General features: G+C 73.3%; 15 protein-coding genes and 1 riboswitch. Of the genes, 6 read left to right on the plus strand and 9 right to left on the minus strand.

Annotated features, from left to right (window positions below):
* Positions 1–28 precede the first annotated feature (28 nt).
* From thiE to ACFVUY_RS11865, 3 genes are read right to left on the minus strand one after another with little or no spacing between them, the layout of a single operon-like run.
* Positions 29–682, minus strand: a complete 654-nt coding sequence (thiE, locus tag ACFVUY_RS11855) for a thiamine phosphate synthase (RefSeq protein WP_387694809.1) — start codon at positions 680–682, stop codon at positions 29–31.
* Complete coding sequence (locus tag ACFVUY_RS11860; RefSeq protein ID WP_189915099.1) at positions 682–1,047, minus strand: Rv2175c family DNA-binding protein; 366 nt, start codon at positions 1,045–1,047, stop codon at positions 682–684. The genes thiE and ACFVUY_RS11860 overlap by 1 nt, the downstream gene beginning before the upstream one ends.
* Before the next feature lie 42 nt (positions 1,048–1,089).
* On the minus strand, positions 1,090–2,298 hold the full coding sequence (locus ACFVUY_RS11865) for an NAD(P)/FAD-dependent oxidoreductase (RefSeq protein WP_387729424.1): 1,209 nt from the start codon (positions 2,296–2,298) through the stop codon (positions 1,090–1,092).
* Positions 2,299–2,381: 83 nt separating this feature from the next.
* Positions 2,382–2,494, plus strand: a riboswitch (TPP riboswitch).
* A gap of 3 nt (positions 2,495–2,497) precedes the next feature.
* On the opposite strand from ACFVUY_RS11865, the gene thiO reads away from it, so the two are divergent.
* From thiO to pknB, 4 genes are all read left to right on the plus strand, one after another.
* Complete coding sequence (gene thiO, locus ACFVUY_RS11870; RefSeq protein WP_380551967.1) at positions 2,498–3,673, plus strand: glycine oxidase ThiO; 1,176 nt, start codon at positions 2,498–2,500, stop codon at positions 3,671–3,673.
* Positions 3,670–3,909, plus strand: coding sequence for a sulfur carrier protein ThiS (gene thiS, locus ACFVUY_RS11875; RefSeq protein WP_380551970.1), 240 nt, complete (start codon positions 3,670–3,672; stop codon positions 3,907–3,909). Before thiO ends, thiS begins: the two co-directional genes overlap by 4 nt.
* Before the next feature lie 3 nt (positions 3,910–3,912).
* A complete protein-coding gene (locus ACFVUY_RS11880) occupies positions 3,913–4,710 on the plus strand; it encodes a thiazole synthase (protein WP_387694805.1) in 798 nt (265 codons plus the stop codon).
* Positions 4,711–4,796: 86 nt separating this feature from the next.
* Entirely contained in the window at positions 4,797–6,578 is a 1,782-nt protein-coding gene (gene pknB / locus ACFVUY_RS11885) for a Stk1 family PASTA domain-containing Ser/Thr kinase (RefSeq protein WP_387729748.1), read from the plus strand.
* Between the two features lie 34 nt (positions 6,579–6,612).
* On the opposite strand, the gene ACFVUY_RS11890 is transcribed toward pknB, so the two are convergent.
* Positions 6,613–7,242 (minus strand): sulfite oxidase-like oxidoreductase, encoded by a 630-nt coding sequence (locus ACFVUY_RS11890; protein ID WP_359897107.1) that lies wholly within the window; start codon positions 7,240–7,242, stop codon positions 6,613–6,615.
* 241 nt (positions 7,243–7,483) lie between these two features.
* Between ACFVUY_RS11890 and bfr the strand changes: the two genes are divergently transcribed.
* Complete coding sequence (gene bfr, locus ACFVUY_RS11895; RefSeq protein ID WP_359897105.1) at positions 7,484–7,963, plus strand: bacterioferritin; 480 nt, start codon at positions 7,484–7,486, stop codon at positions 7,961–7,963.
* Between the two features lie 46 nt (positions 7,964–8,009).
* Here bfr and ACFVUY_RS11900 read toward each other — a convergent pair whose 3' ends face one another.
* Together ACFVUY_RS11900 and ACFVUY_RS11905 are read right to left on the minus strand one after the other, a co-directional pair.
* A complete protein-coding gene (locus tag ACFVUY_RS11900) occupies positions 8,010–8,288 on the minus strand; it encodes a bacterioferritin-associated ferredoxin (RefSeq protein WP_387729429.1) in 279 nt (92 codons plus the stop codon).
* Positions 8,289–8,447: 159 nt separating this feature from the next.
* The gene (locus tag ACFVUY_RS11905; RefSeq protein WP_359897101.1) at positions 8,448–9,797 is read right to left on the minus strand and encodes a class II 3-deoxy-7-phosphoheptulonate synthase; all 1,350 of its coding nucleotides are present in this window, start codon (positions 9,795–9,797) and stop codon (positions 8,448–8,450) included.
* Positions 9,798–10,100: 303 nt separating this feature from the next.
* Between ACFVUY_RS11905 and ACFVUY_RS11910 the strand changes: the two genes are divergently transcribed.
* Positions 10,101–12,038, plus strand: coding sequence for a chorismate-binding protein (locus ACFVUY_RS11910; protein ID WP_387694803.1), 1,938 nt, complete (start codon positions 10,101–10,103; stop codon positions 12,036–12,038).
* A 66-nt stretch (positions 12,039–12,104) separates the two neighbouring features.
* Here ACFVUY_RS11910 and ACFVUY_RS11915 read toward each other — a convergent pair whose 3' ends face one another.
* The 3 genes from ACFVUY_RS11915 to ACFVUY_RS11925 are packed head-to-tail and all read right to left on the minus strand — an operon-like array spanning position 12,105 to position 14,897.
* A complete protein-coding gene (locus ACFVUY_RS11915) occupies positions 12,105–12,800 on the minus strand; it encodes a response regulator (RefSeq protein WP_387729432.1) in 696 nt (231 codons plus the stop codon).
* Entirely contained in the window at positions 12,797–14,023 is a 1,227-nt protein-coding gene (macS, locus tag ACFVUY_RS11920; protein WP_387729434.1) for a MacS family sensor histidine kinase, read from the minus strand. Before macS ends, ACFVUY_RS11915 begins: the two co-directional genes overlap by 4 nt.
* Positions 14,024–14,072: 49 nt before the next feature.
* Entirely contained in the window at positions 14,073–14,897 is an 825-nt protein-coding gene (locus tag ACFVUY_RS11925) for a lysophospholipid acyltransferase family protein (RefSeq protein WP_387729437.1), read from the minus strand.
* Between the last annotated feature and the right edge of the window lie 177 nt (positions 14,898–15,074).

Genomic DNA, 15,074 nt, shown 5'->3' on the forward strand with positions numbered 1-15,074 from the left:
GGCCCCGGATCCTGCTGATCCGGGCCGGTCAGAGCGCGGCGCGCACCCGGCGGGACAGCTCGGCGGCGGCCGCCCGCGGATCCGCCGCGGCGGTGACGGCCCGCACCACGACGATCCTGCGGGCACCGGCGGCCAGCACCTCGTCCAGGTTGCCGAGGTCGATCCCGCCGATCGCGAACCACGGCCGGTCGGTGTCCTGCTTCGCCGCGTACGAGACCAGGCCGAGGCCCGGGGCCGGGCGGCCCGGCTTGGTCGGGGTCGGCCAGACCGGGCCGGTGCAGAAGTAGTCCGTACCGGGTTCGGCGATCGCCGCGTCCACCTCGGACTCGGCGTGGCAGGAACGGCCGATCAGCACGTCCTCGCCGAGGATCGCCCGGGCGGCCCGCACCGGCAGGTCGTCCTGGCCGAGGTGCAGCACGTCCGGCCGGGCCGCGTGGGCGACGTCGGCGCGGTCGTTGACGGCCAGCAGCTTGCCGTGCCGGCGGCAGGCGTCGGCGAAGACCTCCAGGGCCTCCAGCTCCTGCTTGGCCTCCAGGCCCTTGTCCCGCAGCTGGACGATGTCCACCCCGCCCGCCAGCGCCGCGTCCAGGAACTCGGCGAGGTCGCCCTGCTCCCGGCGGGCGTCGGTGCACAGGTAGAGCCGGGCGTCGGCCAGCCGGGTACGCAGCGTGTCCGCCGCCATCAGATCAGCATCGCCTGGGCGCGGCGCTTCACCTCGGTGCCGCGGTTCTCCCGCAGCGCCTGGATCGGGCTGCCGGGCAGCGACGGGTCCTCGGTGAAGAGCCACTCCAGGATCTCCACGTCGTTGTACCCGCAGTCCCGCAGGACGGTCAGGGTGCCGGACAGGTGCTTGACCAGGCCCGGGCCGTCGATGAACGCCGCCGGGACCTGCAGCGACTTGTTCGGCCCGCGCCGGACGGCGATCAGGCCGCCGTTCTTGACCAGGTCACGTACCTCGGTGACCCGGACCCCCCACTGCTCCGAGATGTCGGGCAGGTACATCCAGTCGGTGACCAGGGCTTCAATCTTGCTTTCGATCTCACTCACGCCACCAGACTGCCACCTCCGCGGCCCACCGCGCACCAGGCACTACCCCGCGACGGCCGACTTCAGCGGCACCGCCGGGTCGCCCGCGCGGGCCGGATCCAGGGCCGTACCGCGCTCGATCAGCCTCCGCCCCTGGGTGAGGTCGCGCGGCCGGTCCACGGCCAGCAGCGCGCTCGGCACGCCGTCGCGCAGCCAGATCACCGACCAGTCGCCGTCCCGCGGGGAGCCGCGCCACAGCAGCTCGTCGCCCTCGGCGTGCCGGCCGGCGTACTGGACCATCCGGCCGAACTGCTCGGACCAGAAGTACGGCACCGGGTCGTAGGCCGGCACGTCCGCGCCCAGGACGGCGGCGGCCACCGCCTCGCCGGACTGCAGGGCGTGGTCCCAGTGCTGGACGGCCAGCCGGGCACCGGCCCGGGCCGAGGGGTAGCTGACGCAGTCGCCGGCCGCGAACACGCCGGGCACCGAGGTGCGCAGCCGCCCGTCCACCACGACGGCGCCGGCCGCGTCCAGCTCGACCCCGGAGCCGGCCAGCCAGCCGGTCGCGGGGCGGGCCCCGATGCCGACCACCACCTCGTCGGCGGGCAGGTGCGAGCCGTCCGCCAGCAGCACCGCGCCGGGCTCGACGGCGGCCACGCCGACCCCGCAGCGCAGGTCGACCCCGGCCCCGGCGTACCAGGCGGCCATCGCCGAGCCGACCTCCGTCGGCAGCGCGCCGGGCAGCGGCGCCGGGCCGGCCTCGACCACGGTCACCTCGCAGCCCGCCGCGCGGGCCGCGGTGGACACCTCGGCGCCGATCCAGCCCGCGCCGACCAGCACCAGCCGCAGCCCGGGGCGCAGCAGCGCGCGCAGCGCCAGGGCGTCGTCCAGGGTGTGCAGCAGGTGCGCGCGCTCGGCGCCGGGCAGGGCCCGCGGGACGGCGCCGGTGGCGATCACCAGCGAGCCGTACGGGAGGTCGCCGCCGTCGGTGTGCAGCACGCCGGGGGTCAGGCCGGTGGCCCGGCGGCCGGTGAGCAGCTCGATGCCGAGCTGCCCGTAGTCGATGTCCAGGGCGGTGGAGTCGGCCTTGCCGAGCAGCACGTCCTTGGAGAGCGGCGGCCGGTCGTACGGCGCGTGCGGCTCCTCGCCGACCAGCACGATCGGCCCCTGCCGGCCGCCCTGCCGCAGCTTGAGGGCGCACTGCGCCCCGGCCAGCCCGGCTCCGACGACGACCACCCGATCCGTTCCGCTCAGCTCTGCCACGCCCGTCACTGTACTCAGCGCGACGCGGCGGCCTGCGGGCCGTCCGCCCGCTGTACGGGCCTTCGGCCGGGCCGACCCCCGGCGTTAAGGTGGGGGCACCACACGGGAGCCCGGCGCACCGGGCTGAGAGGCGGGCTGGCACGGCCTGCGACCGTCCGAACCTGATCCGGGTCATACCGGCGAAGGGAGAAGAGCAGCTTTGTCACGCTTGCCATCAGGCGCCCACGCCGACGTGCTGGTGATCGGCGGGGGCGTCATCGGCCTCGCCGTCGCCTGGCGCGCCGCGCAGCGCGGGCTGCGGAACGTGATCGTGGTCGACCCCTCCCCCGGCGGCGGGGCCGCCGGGGTCGCGGCCGGGATGCTCGCCCCGGTCACCGAGCTGCAGTACGGCGAGGAGCCGCTGCTCCGCCTCGGGATGGCCTCGAACGAGCGGTACGCGGCCTTCGCCGCCGAGCTCTCCGAGGCGAGCGGCGGCCGGGACACCGGCTACCGCCGCTGCGGCACCGTCGCCGTGGCGCTGGACTCCGACGACCGCGAGGAACTGCGCGAGCTGCACGCCTTCCACCAGCGGCTCGGTCTGGACTCGACCTGGCTGACCGGCCGGGAGGCCCGCAGGCTGGAGCCGATGCTCGCCCCCGGCGTGCGCGGCGGCCTGCACGTCGCGGACGACCACCAGGTGGACCCCCGGCGCCTGCTCACCGCCCTGGCCGCCGCCTGCGAGAACGCGAACGTCCTGCTGCACCGCGCCGAGGCCGTCGAGCTGCTGGTCGAGGACGGCCGCGCGACCGGTGCCCGGCTCTCGACCGGGGAACGGGTGGGCGCCGGGCAGGTCGTCCTCGCCGCAGGGCCGCACAGCCACCGGCTGCCCGGCCTGCCCGACGGTGTGCTGCCCGCGATCCGCCCGGTGAAGGGGCAGGTGCTGCGGCTGCACGTCCCGGACGCCTACCGCCCGTTCCTGTCCCGCAACGTCCGCGCCGTGGTCCGCGGCCGGCACCTGTACCTGGTGCCCCGGGAGAACGGCGAGCTGGTGGTCGGCGCGACCACCGAGGAGCAGGGCTACGACACCACCGTCACCGCCGGCGGGGTGTACGAACTCCTGCGCGACGCCCACGAGTTGGTCCCGGGAATCACCGAACTCCCGCTGCTGGAGACCTCCGCCGGGCTGCGCCCCGGATCGCCGGACAACGCCCCGCTGCTCGGCCCGACGTCACTGCCCGGACTGGTCGCCGCCACCGGCCACTACCGCAACGGCGTGCTGCTCACCCCGGTGACCGCCGACCTGGTCTCCGAGTACCTGGCCACCGGTGAAGTCCCCGAAACGGCAAGGCCGTTCACACCCCTGCGCTTCTCCCCCGAACCCCCCGCTGCGAAGGCCTCCGCATGACCGAGATCGCCCCGAACGAGATCACCCCGAACGAGATCGCCCTGACCGTCAACGGCGAGCCCCGCCGGGTGTCCGCCACGACCACCCTCGCCGAGGTGGTGGCCGCCGTCAGCGCCGCCAACACCGGTGTCGCCGCCGCGCTCAACGAGGCCGTGGTGCCCCGCGGTTCGTGGCCCGGGACGGCGCTGGCCGGCGGCGACCGGATCGAGATCCTCACCGCCGTGCAGGGAGGCTGAACCATGGCCGACGACCTTCTGACCATCGCCGGGACGGCCTTCTCCTCCCGGCTGATCATGGGCACCGGGGGCGCCCCCAGCCTGGAGGTCCTGGAGCGCGCGCTGCTCGCCTCCGGCACCGAGCTGACCACCGTCGCCATGCGCCGGGTCGACGCCTCCACCCAGGGCTCCGTGCTCGACGTGCTGACCCGCAACGGCATCCGGGTGCTGCCCAACACGGCCGGCTGCTTCACCGCCGGCGAGGCCGTGCTGACCGCCCGGCTGGCCCGCGAGGCGCTCGGCACCGACTGGGTCAAGCTGGAGGTGATCGCCGACGAACGCACCCTGCTGCCCGACCCGATCGAGCTGCTGGACGCCGCCGAGACGCTGGTCGACGACGGCTTCACCGTCCTGCCGTACACCAACGACGACCCGGTGCTGGCCCGCAAGCTGGAGGACGTCGGCTGCGCGGCCATCATGCCGCTGGGCTCGCCGATCGGTTCGGGCCTGGGCATCCGCAACCCGCACAATTTCCAGCTGATCGTGGAGGGTGCGGGCGTCCCGGTGATCCTGGACGCGGGCGCCGGCACCGCCTCCGACGTGGCGCTGGCGATGGAACTGGGCTGCGCCGCGGTGATGCTCGCCTCCGCGGTGACCAGGGCTCAGGACCCGGTGCTGATGGCCGAGGCGATGCGGCACGCCGCCGAGGCGGGCCGGCTCGCCCACCGGGCCGGCCGGATCCCGCGCCGCTTCCACGCCGAGGCCTCCTCCGCGATGGCCGGCCGGGCCGACCTGGACACCCGCGAGCACCCCGCGTTCTGAACCGTCGCGCATGTCACAAGCCGGTCCCGGAGGCGGTGTCCTCCGGGACCGGCCGTCCCGGGCGGCTCTAGACTCTCCGAGTGGACATGGCACTGCACGACCCCTTGATCGGCGCCCTGCTCGACAACCGGTACCGGGTCGAGCAGCGCGTCGCGACCGGCGGGATGTCCACCGTCTACAAGGGCACCGACACCCGTCTGGACCGCGTGGTCGCACTCAAGGTGATGCACCCTTCGCTGGCCGGCGACGAGGGTTTCACCGCCCGCTTCATCCGCGAGGCCAAGGCCGTCGCCAAGCTCACCCACCCCAACGTGGTCACCGTCTTCGACCAGGGCGCGGACGGCGGTCACGTCTTCCTCGCCATGGAGTACGTGCCCGGCCGCACCCTGCGCGACCTGCTGCGCGACCGCGGCGCGCTGTCCGTCCGGGCCGCTCTGGACGTGCTGGAGCCGGTGCTGGCCGCGCTCGGTGCCGCCCACCGGGCCGGGCTGGTCCACCGCGACGTCAAGCCCGAGAACGTGCTGATCACCGACGGCGGCCTGGTCAAGGTCGCCGACTTCGGCCTGGTCCGGGTGCTCGGCACCGCCGACGGCGCGCCCACCTCGACCACCACCGCCACCGGCGGCACGGTCATGGGCACCGTCTCCTACCTGGCGCCCGAGCAGATCCTCCCGGACGCCCCGACCGACCAGCGGGTGGACGTCTACGCGGCCGGCATCCTGCTGTACGAGATGCTGACCGGCCGCCGCCCGCACACCGGCGACAATCCCGTCCAGGTCATGTACAAGCACCTGCACGAGGACGTCCCGGCCCCCTCGCTGGTCGCCCCCGCCGTCGGCCCCGAACTGGACGCGATAGTGGCCGGCGCCTGCGCCCGGTCCGCCGACGCCCGCCCGTACGACGCGGTCGAGCTGCTCGCCGCCCTCCAGCGGGTGCGCCGCACCCTCACCCCGGCCGAGCTGGACGCCGAGCCGCCGGCCTCCACCCGGCCCGGCCCGCGCTACCCGACCACCGAGCCGACCTCGGTGGTCCAGCCGCTGCCGCGGCCCGCCGACGCCCCGCCGACCGAGCGCACCAGCGTGCTGGACATGCCGCCGGAGCTGATGGACGAGCTGCTCGCCGAGCCCCGCCCGTACGACGAGCCGACCCCGGTGCAGCGGCGCCGGCCGGCCGCGCCGCGCCGCCGTCTCCCGCGCGGTCCGCTGATCTGGACGGCCGCGGTGGCCGCCCTGATCCTGGCGATCGGCGGCGCCACCTACGGGATCTCCGAGGGGCTGTACGGCGCGGTGCCGGGCGTGCTCGGCAAGGACCGGGCCGAGGCGCAGCGGGTCCTGGACAAGGAGGGCCTGCACGGCAGGTTCGTCGAGGTGTTCAGCGAGTCCGTGCCGTCCGGGCAGGTGATCTCCGTGGATCCCGGGGTGGGGGCGCGCACCCGCAAGAGCGACAGCGTCACCGTCACCGTCTCCAGGGGTCCCAAGCGGATCGCGGTGCCGGACCTCACCGGCAAGAGCTCCGCCGACGCCGCCTCGGCCCTGGCCGGCGCCCAGCTGACCAGGGGCGGCGTGACCGAGACCTACGACGACACCGTGCCCGAGGGCTCGGTGATCAGCAGCTCGCCGGCGGCCGGGCAGCTGCTGCAGGAGAACTCCGCGGTCTCGCTGGTGGTCAGCAAGGGCATGGTGCCGGTCCCGAACGTCACCGGGATGGGCAAGGACGAGGCACAGAAGGCGCTCCAGGCGGCGGGCTTCACCATGCAGACCAGCGGCTGGGACGTGTTCGGCGCGGTCACCTCCTCCGGCCAGAGCCCGGCGGCGGGCGAGCGGCGCCCGCAGCGCAGCGTGGTGACGGTCAAGTTCTCGCTGTTCTAGGACGCGTCCGACCCGCTCGGCCGCCGCGAGGGGTTCAGCGCAGCGGCCCGTCGCCGGGCTCCTCCTGGTAGGAGTAGCGCTGCTCGCGCCAGGGGTCGGCGAGGTTGTGGTAGCCGCGCTCCTCCCAGAAGCCGCGCCGGTCGGCCCGCATGTACTCCACCGCGCGCACCCACTTGGGGCCCTTCCAGGCGTACAGCCGCGGTACCACCAGCCGCACCGGGAAGCCGTGCTCGGCGGTGAGCGCCTCGCCGTTGCGGTGGGTGGCGAGCAGGGTGCGGGGGTCGGCGAAGTCGGCCAGCCGCAGGTTGGCGCTGTAGCCGTACTCGGCCCAGACCATGACGTGGGTGACGCCCGGTGCCGGGGGCACCAGGTCGAGCACGGCGGCGGCCGACACGCCCGTCCATTCGTTGCCGAGCACCGAGAACTTGGTCACGCAGTGCATGTCCCCGACGACGGTGGTGCGCGGGAGGGCGCAGAAGGCCTCGAAGTCCCAGCTGTGCTTCTCCGCCGAGGCGGTGGCGCCGAACACCTGGAGGTCCCAGGTCAGGGGCTTGAAGCGGGGCACCGGCCCGTAGTGCAGGGCGGGCCAGCCGCGCTGCGCGCGCTGGCCCGGGGGGAGCCTCGGGTCAGACGGCGGAAGCGGTTCGTGTTTCGACTGACCCATGGATCCATGGTGACAGACGGCGGACGAGCCTCGGCGCGCGCCCCTTTGCGCGGATTCGCGCCCCGGCCCGTACGGAGCAACGGTCGAGCCCCCACCAGCACGTTCCGTCATGAATCGGATATTCCGCCACATCTCCTAGTGAGTGTGAACTTACTGGAATTTCCTCCCGAAGCGGTGCCAGGATGCGCAGCGCAGGACCCAGCACAGGACGCAGGACAGGACTCACGCAGGAGGCATCACCATGCAGGGCGATCCCGAGGTCATCGAGTTCCTCAACGAGCAGCTCACCGCCGAGCTGACCGCGATCAACCAGTACTTCCTGCATGCCAAGATGCAGGAGAACTTCGGCTGGACGAAGCTCGCCAAGTACACCCGGCACGAGTCCTTCGACGAGATGAAGCACGCCGAGACGCTCACCGACCGGATCCTGTTCCTGGACGGGCTGCCCAACTACCAGCGGCTGTTCCACGTCCGGATCGGCCAGACGGTCAAGGAGATGTTCGAGGCGGACCGCCAGGTCGAGGTCGAGGCGATCGACCGGCTCAAGCGCGGGATCGTGGTGATGCGGGCCAAGAACGACGTCACCTCGGCGAACATCTTCGAGGATATCCTGGCCGACGAGGAGCACCACATCGACTACCTCGACACCCAGCTGGAGCTGCTGGACAAGCTCGGCGAGGCGCTCTACCTCGCTCAGGTCATCGAGCAGCCGGAGTCCTGAGGCGGTCCTTCCGGGCGGCTCGGGCGGCTCGGACGGCCCGGGCCGTTCAGGCCGCCCGCAGTGGGACCACCGGAGCGGCCTTCGGCGCGGGGACCGGGGCGGCCGGGGCCTCCGGGTCCGCGAGGCCGAGCTTCGCGGCCAGCCGGGCGGTCGGGCACGGGCGGGCGCCGTGCTCGCCGAGCAGCGCCTGGATGCGGCGCACGCAGGACCCGCAGTCGGTGCCGGCCCGGCAGCCCTTCGCTATCTGGCGCGGGGTGCTGGCGCCGCCGTCGATCGCCTTCTTCACCTGGTCCTCGGTGACCGCATGGCACATGCACACGTACATCGCGGTCTCTCCCGGGGTGGAGCGGAATGGATCTTGACTAAGGTTCGCCTTAGTTCACTGAGGCTTACCTTACCCGGGCAAACGGGTACGAAAAAGCCCCTCCGGGCTCGGGAACACCGAATCCGGAGGGGCCTTCGTCACATCCGACGGGCGCCGGGCCTACTGGCCCCGGTACATCTCCGCCACCAGGAACGCCAGGTCCAGCGACTGGCTGCGGTTGAGGCGCGGGTCGCAGGCCGTCTCGTAGCGCTGGTGCAGGTCGTCCACCAGGACCTCGTCGCCGCCGCCGACGCACTCGGTGACGTCGTCGCCGGTCAGCTCCACGTGGATGCCGCCCGGGTGGGTGCCGAGCGCGCGGTGCACCTCGAAGAAGCCCTTGACCTCGTCCAGGACGTCGTCGAAGCGGCGGGTCTTGTGCCCGCTGGAGGCCTCGAAGGTGTTGCCGTGCATCGGGTCGCAGATCCACACCGGCTTGGCGCCGGAGGCGGTGACCTTCTCCACCAGGGTGGGCAGGTGCTCGCGGATCTTGCCCGCGCCCATCCGGGTGATGAAGGTCAGGCGGCCGGGCTCGCGCTCCGGGTCCAGCTTCTCGATCAGGGCGAGCGCGTCGTCCACCGAGGTGGTCGGGCCGAGCTTGACGCCGATCGGGTTGCGGATCTTGGAGGCGAACTCGATGTGCGCGTGGTCCAGCTGCCGGGTGCGCTCGCCGATCCACACCATGTGGCCGGAGACGTCGTACAGCTCGCCGGTGCGCGAGTCCACGCGGGTCAGCGCGGTCTCGTAGTCGAGAACCAGCGCCTCGTGCGAGGAGAAGAACTCGACCGCCTTGAACTCCTCCGGCACCACGCCGCAGGCGCTCATGAACGCCAGGGCGTTGTCGATCTCCCGGGCGAGCTGCTCGTAGCGCTGGCCGGCCGGCGAGTTGCGGACGAAGTCCTGGTTCCAGGCGTGCACCTGGCGCAGGTCCGCGTAACCACCGGTGGTGAACGCGCGCACCAGGTTGAGCGTCGCGGCGGACGCGTTGTACATCCGCTTCAGGCGCTCCGGGTCCGGGATGCGGGACTCGGGGGTGAACTCGAAGCCGTTCACCGAGTCGCCGCGGTAGACCGGCAGGGTCACGCCGTCGCGGGTCTCGGTCGACTTGGAGCGCGGCTTGGAGTACTGGCCGGCGATGCGGCCGACCTTCACCACCGGCACCGAGGCGGCGTACGTCAGCACGGCGGCCATCTGGAGCAGCGTCTTCAGCTTGTTGCGGATGTGCTCCGCCGAGACGCCGTCGAAGGCCTCGGCACAGTCACCACCCTGGAGGAGGAAGGCCTCCCCGCGCGCCACGGCCCCGAGCCGGGCGCGCAGCTGGTCGCACTCGCCGGCGAAGACGAGCGGCGGATAGGAGGCGAGCTCGGCAAGGGTCTTGCGCAGAGCCTCTTGGTCCGGCCATTCAGGCTGCTGCGCCGCGGGCAGGGACTGCCAGGAATGGGCAGCCCTCGAAGTCTCAGTCGTAGCGGTCACATCGCCAAGGCTACGGGGTGACAGGAGTGACTCGTGACTATTGCCCGAGGGATGAGACACATCTCGGACAAAGACGTGACGGCCCTCACCCGCCCCGGCGCATCCGCTAGGGTCGAATCATGCACGCGCCCCACACCCACTCCTGGTGGTGGGCCTCCCCCAAGGGTGGCCCACGAACGACGCGTTCCTAGACGAACACGACGGCCGCCCCTCGGGGCGGCCGTCGGCGTCTGCGCAGACGGCCCTCCGGGAGCGGACCTTGCACCGCCTCTCACCAGCCCACCCGGAAGGAAGCCGTTTCCCGTGACCACCGCCGTCGACCTGCTCACCCGCCTCACCGGCCCGGACGCCCCCGCGTTCGCCCTGCTGCACCGCCGCACCCCCCGGCTCAGCCCGGACACCGTCGAGGTGCTGCTGGGCACCGTCGACCGCTACGAGCACCTCGCCGACCTGCCCGTGCGCAGCGGCCCGCCGGCCGGCGGCGGCCCGGTGCACGATCTGCTCGCGCTCGTCCCGTACCGCCAGATCCGCGAGCGCGGCTTCGAGGCGCACGACGACGACACCCCCCTGCAGGCCCTCTCGGTGACCGAGCAGCACACCCTGCCGTTGGCCGAATTCACCTATGCCCTACCGAAATTGCCGGTCTCACTTGCCGGTGGCGGGTTCGATGTGGACGACGATTCGTACGCGTCGATCGTCCGCAGGGTCATCCGGGACGAGATCGGCAACGGCGAGGGCGCCAACTTCGTGATCCGGCGCGACTTCCACGCGACGCTGGAAGACTTCTCGCCGGAGCTCGCGCTGACGCTCTTCCGCCGGCTGCTGGAGCAGGAGCGCGGCGCGTACTGGACCTTCCTGGTGCACACCGGTGACCGGGTGCTGGTCGGCGCCTCCCCCGAGGTGCACGTCCGGCAGAGCGGCGGCACCGTCGTGATGAACCCGATCTCCGGCACCTACCGCTACCCGGCCGGCGGCTCCGACCTCGACTCGCTGCTCCAGTTCCTGCACGACCCCAAGGAGCTGGAGGAGCTCACCATGGTCGTGGACGAGGAGCTCAAGATGATGTGCACGGTCGGCGACCTCGGCGGCCAGGTCCTCGGGCCCCGGCTCAAGGAGATGGCCCACCTCGCCCACACCGAGTACGAGCTGCGCGGGCGCACCTCGCTGGACGTCCGCGACGTGCTCCGCGAGACGATGTTCGCCGCGACCGTCACGGGCAGCCCGGTCGAGAACGCCACCCGGGTGATCAAGCGCTACGAGCCCACCGGGCGCGGCTACTACTCCGGCGCGCTCGCCCTGATCGGCCGTTCCGCCAGCGGCGGGCAGCTGCTGGACTCGCCGATCTGCATCCGCACCGCCGACATCGACCCGGCCACCGGCCGGCTGGTCGTCCGGGTCGGCGCCACCCTGGTGCGCCACTCCGTCCCGGAGTCCGAGGTCGCCGAGACCCACGCCAAGGCCGCCGGGGTGCTCACCGCGATCGGCGCCCGGCCCACGCCCTCCCGGCTGCCCCACCCGGTCGGGCCCCGGCTCGCCGACGACCACCGGGTGCAGGCCGCCCTGGACTCCCGCCGGGCCGACCTCGCGCCGTTCTGGCTGCGGATGCAGCAGCCCGCCGAGATCACCGAGACCGAGCCGACCCTGGTCGTGGACGGCGAGGACACCTTCACCTCGATGCTCTCCCACCTGCTCGGCTCGCTCGGCCACCGGGTGACGGTGGCCCGGTACGACGAGCCGGGGCTGCGCGAGCGGGTCGCGGCGCACCGGGGCGCACTGGTGCTCGGCCCCGGCCCGGGCGACCCGGCGCTCGCGGACGACCCCAAGATGATGCTGCTGCGGCCGATCGTCGCGGACGCGCTGGCCGCCGTCCGCTCCGGCGCCCGCACCTCGCCGCTGCTCGCGGTCTGCCTGAGCCACCAGCTGCTGGCCGCCGAACTCGGGCTCGCGCTGGGCCGCAAGGCCGTCCCGTACCAGGGGGCGCAGGAGCGGATCGACCTGTTCGGCGGCAAGCAGACGGTCGGCTTCTACAACACCTTCACCGCGCGCTGCTCGGACGCCGACGCGGCGCGGCTCGCCACCGAGGGCGTCGAGGTCTCCCGGGACGCCGTCACCGGCGACGTGCACGCACTGCGCGGGCCCGGCTTCGCGGGGCTCCAGTTCCACCCGGAGTCGGTGCTCACCCGCGACGGGGTCGGCATCGTGGCCGGCCTGCTGCGCGGGGCGACGGCCGCACTGCGCTGAGCCGACGGCGCGGCCCCGGGCGGACGTACACCCGCCCGGGGCCGCGCCGCAGCCGCTGCCGGACCCTCAGATCTCTTCGTCCAGGCCCTGCTCGATGGCGTACCGGACCAGCTCCACCCGGTTGTGCAGCTGCAGCTTCCCGAGCGTGTTCTGCACGTGGTTCTGCACCGTCCGGTGGGACAGCACCAGCCGGTCGGCGATCTGCCGGTACGACAGCCCCTTGGCCACCAGCCGCAGCACCTCGGTCTCCCGGGCGGTCAGCCGCGGGGCGGCCGGCGCCGAGGCCGGGGCCGGCTCGGCGGCCAGCCGGCGGAACTCGCCGAGCACCAGGCCGGCCAGGCCCGGGGTGAACACCGCGTCGCCGACGGCCGTACGGCGCACCGCGTCCAGCAGCTCCTCCCGCCCGGCCGACTTCACCAGGTAGCCGGTCGCGCCGGACTTCACCGCCTCCAGCACGTCCTGGTGCTCACCGCTGGCCGACAGCACCAGCACCCGCACCGCCGGGTCGTGCGCGACCACCTGGCGGCACACCTCGGCACCGGGCAGGCCGGGCAGATTGAGGTCCAGCACGACCACCTGCGGCGTGCAGGCGCGGGCCCGGCGCACGGCCTCCTCGCCGTCGCCCGCGGTGGCCACCACGTCCAGTCCGGCCTCGGCGAGGTCACGCGAGACGGCGTCCCGCCACATCGGGTGGTCGTCCACCACCATCACCCGCACCGGCCGGTCGGCGGTCGGCTGATCGGTCATCGGCTGGCTGGTCATTGAGTGGCCTTCCTCGGGACGCGCAGTTCGACCTCGACGCCCTCCCCGGGCGCCGAGTACAGCTCGGCCGTGCCGCCGAGGTCCAGCAGCCGGCCGCGGATGGACTGGGAGACGCCGAGCCGGCCCGCCTGCTCGGCCTCGCCCAGCCGGCCCGGGGCGTAGCCGGGGCCGTCGTCGCGGATGCCGACCGTGACGGCCTCCGGCTCGTCCTCGACCAGGATCCAGGCCCGGGCCCGCTCCCCCGCGTGCTTGCGCACGTTGTCGACGGCCGCGCCGACGGCCGCCGCGAGCTCGCCCGCCGCCTGACCGGGCAGCAGCACCGGGGTGCCGGGGGCGGAGAGCGTGATCCGCTCGTCCGCGTACGGGCGCAGCAGCACGGTCAGGTCGCAGGGCGTGTGCGGGTCCGGCGGCTCGGCGGCGTCGGACCGCGACGCGCGCCGCGCCGGCAGCGGACCGCCCGTCATCAGCGCCCGCAGCGCGCGCTCCTGCTCACCGGCCAGCCGGCCGAGCTCGGCGAAGTCCGCGCCGGAGTCCGTCCGCTCGCTCAGCTCCGCGCCGCGCCGCTGGACCAGGGCGAGCACCTGGAGCACGCCGTCGTGGATGTCCCGGGAGAGCCGCTCGCGCTCCCGGGTGGCCGCCTCGACCTGGAGCGCCCGGGTGAGGGTGGCCTCGCTGGCCCGGGCCAGCTCGATCACGTAGCCGATCGCGCAGCCGGCCACCATCAGCAGCACGATGTTGTGGATGTTGTCGCCGGTCGGCCCGCCGTGGCCGAGGATGTTGGCGACGCCGATCACCGAGCCCGAGGCCGCAGCGGGGCGCCAGCCGCCCTTCGCGGCGAAGCCCAGCACCGTGCCGGCCGCCCAGATGGTCGGCAGGGTGGGCGCGCCGTGGCTGATCCGGGCCGGGGAGTCGGTGATGCCGCTCATCACGATGCCGGTGACGGCGAGGGTGAGGTCGGCGCCCAGGACGTACCAGGTGCAGCGCTGCGGGTTGGCGAAGGCCCGGGTGCTGGCCAGGGTCCACAGGGTCAGCGCGCCGAGGAAGATCCAGCCGGCCACCGGGTGCAGGAAGTGCAGGTACGAGTTGAAGTACCGCAGCAGGGCGTAGCACAGGGCCAGCACCCGGAAGTAGGAGATCGCCTTCCACAGCGGGAGTTCGACGGACATGCCGCCGGCCGCCACCGTGCCGCCGACCGCGCCGGCTCTGCCCCCGTCGTCCGTCATCCGCCCCTCCCCTGGGCCCGTCCGGGCGGCCGAGCGGCCGTCCGGGCGCCTACTCCGGCTTCTCCTGCTGCTTCTCCGAGGTGCCCGTCCCGGCGGCCTTCTCGGCCTTCTCCGCCTTCTCGGCCTCGGCGGCCTCCGCCTTCTCCGCCTTGGCGGCGGCCCGGCGCTCGGCGTCGGCCTTCTTCTTGTCGTCCGCGATCTGCCGCTTGGCGGCGGTCGCGTAGATGTCCACGTACTCCTGGCCGGAGAGCCGCATGATCTCGTACATCACCTCATCCGTCACCGAACGGAGGATGAAGCGGTCGTTCTCCATGCCGTGGTAGCGGGAGAAGTCCAGCGGGCGGCCGATCCGGATGCCGGGGCGGATGCCGAAGTTGGGGATCACCTGGCCGGGCGGCTGCACCTTCTCGGTGTCGATCATGGCGACCGGGATCACCGGGGCGCCGGTGGCCAGCGCGACGCGGGCCAGGCCGCCGACCTTGCCGCGGTACAGCTTGCCGTCGGGCGACCGGGTGCCCTCCGGGTAGACGCCGAACAGCTCGCCGCTGTCCAGCACCGCGATGGCGCTGCGGATCGCGGCCTCACCGGCACCGCGCACGCCCGAGCGGTCCACCGGCAGCTGGCCGACGCCCTTGAAGAACGCGGCGGTCAGCCGGCCCTTGAGGCCCGGGGTGTTGAAGTACTCGGCCTTCGCGATGAAGGTGACCCGGCGCCTGATCAGGGCGGGGAAGAAGAACGAGTCCGAGAAGGACAGGTGGTTGCTCGCGATGATCGCCGCACCCTCGGTGGGGATGTTCTCCTCGCCCTCGATCCAGGGCCGGAAGAAGATCCGAAGCAGTGGCGCGACGATCATCTTCATCAGTCGGTAGAACAACCCGGGCCTCCTGTTATGCGGACCGGTCGATCCTAATGCCCCGCGGCCGTCCGCTGTGCCCGCCCCCGCCGTACGGACCGCGTCCGGCCCCTTCGCAGGGGGTGTACGACCCGGCGCGGAGCGTGGGACGATGCGATTTCGCAGCACTTCCCCCTCCAGCGTCCCCTCCCCCAGCGC

It is taken from the genome of Kitasatospora sp. NPDC058063 (genome assembly GCF_042885395.1).
Classification (GTDB): domain Bacteria; phylum Actinomycetota; class Actinomycetes; order Streptomycetales; family Streptomycetaceae; genus Kitasatospora; species Kitasatospora lactacystinica.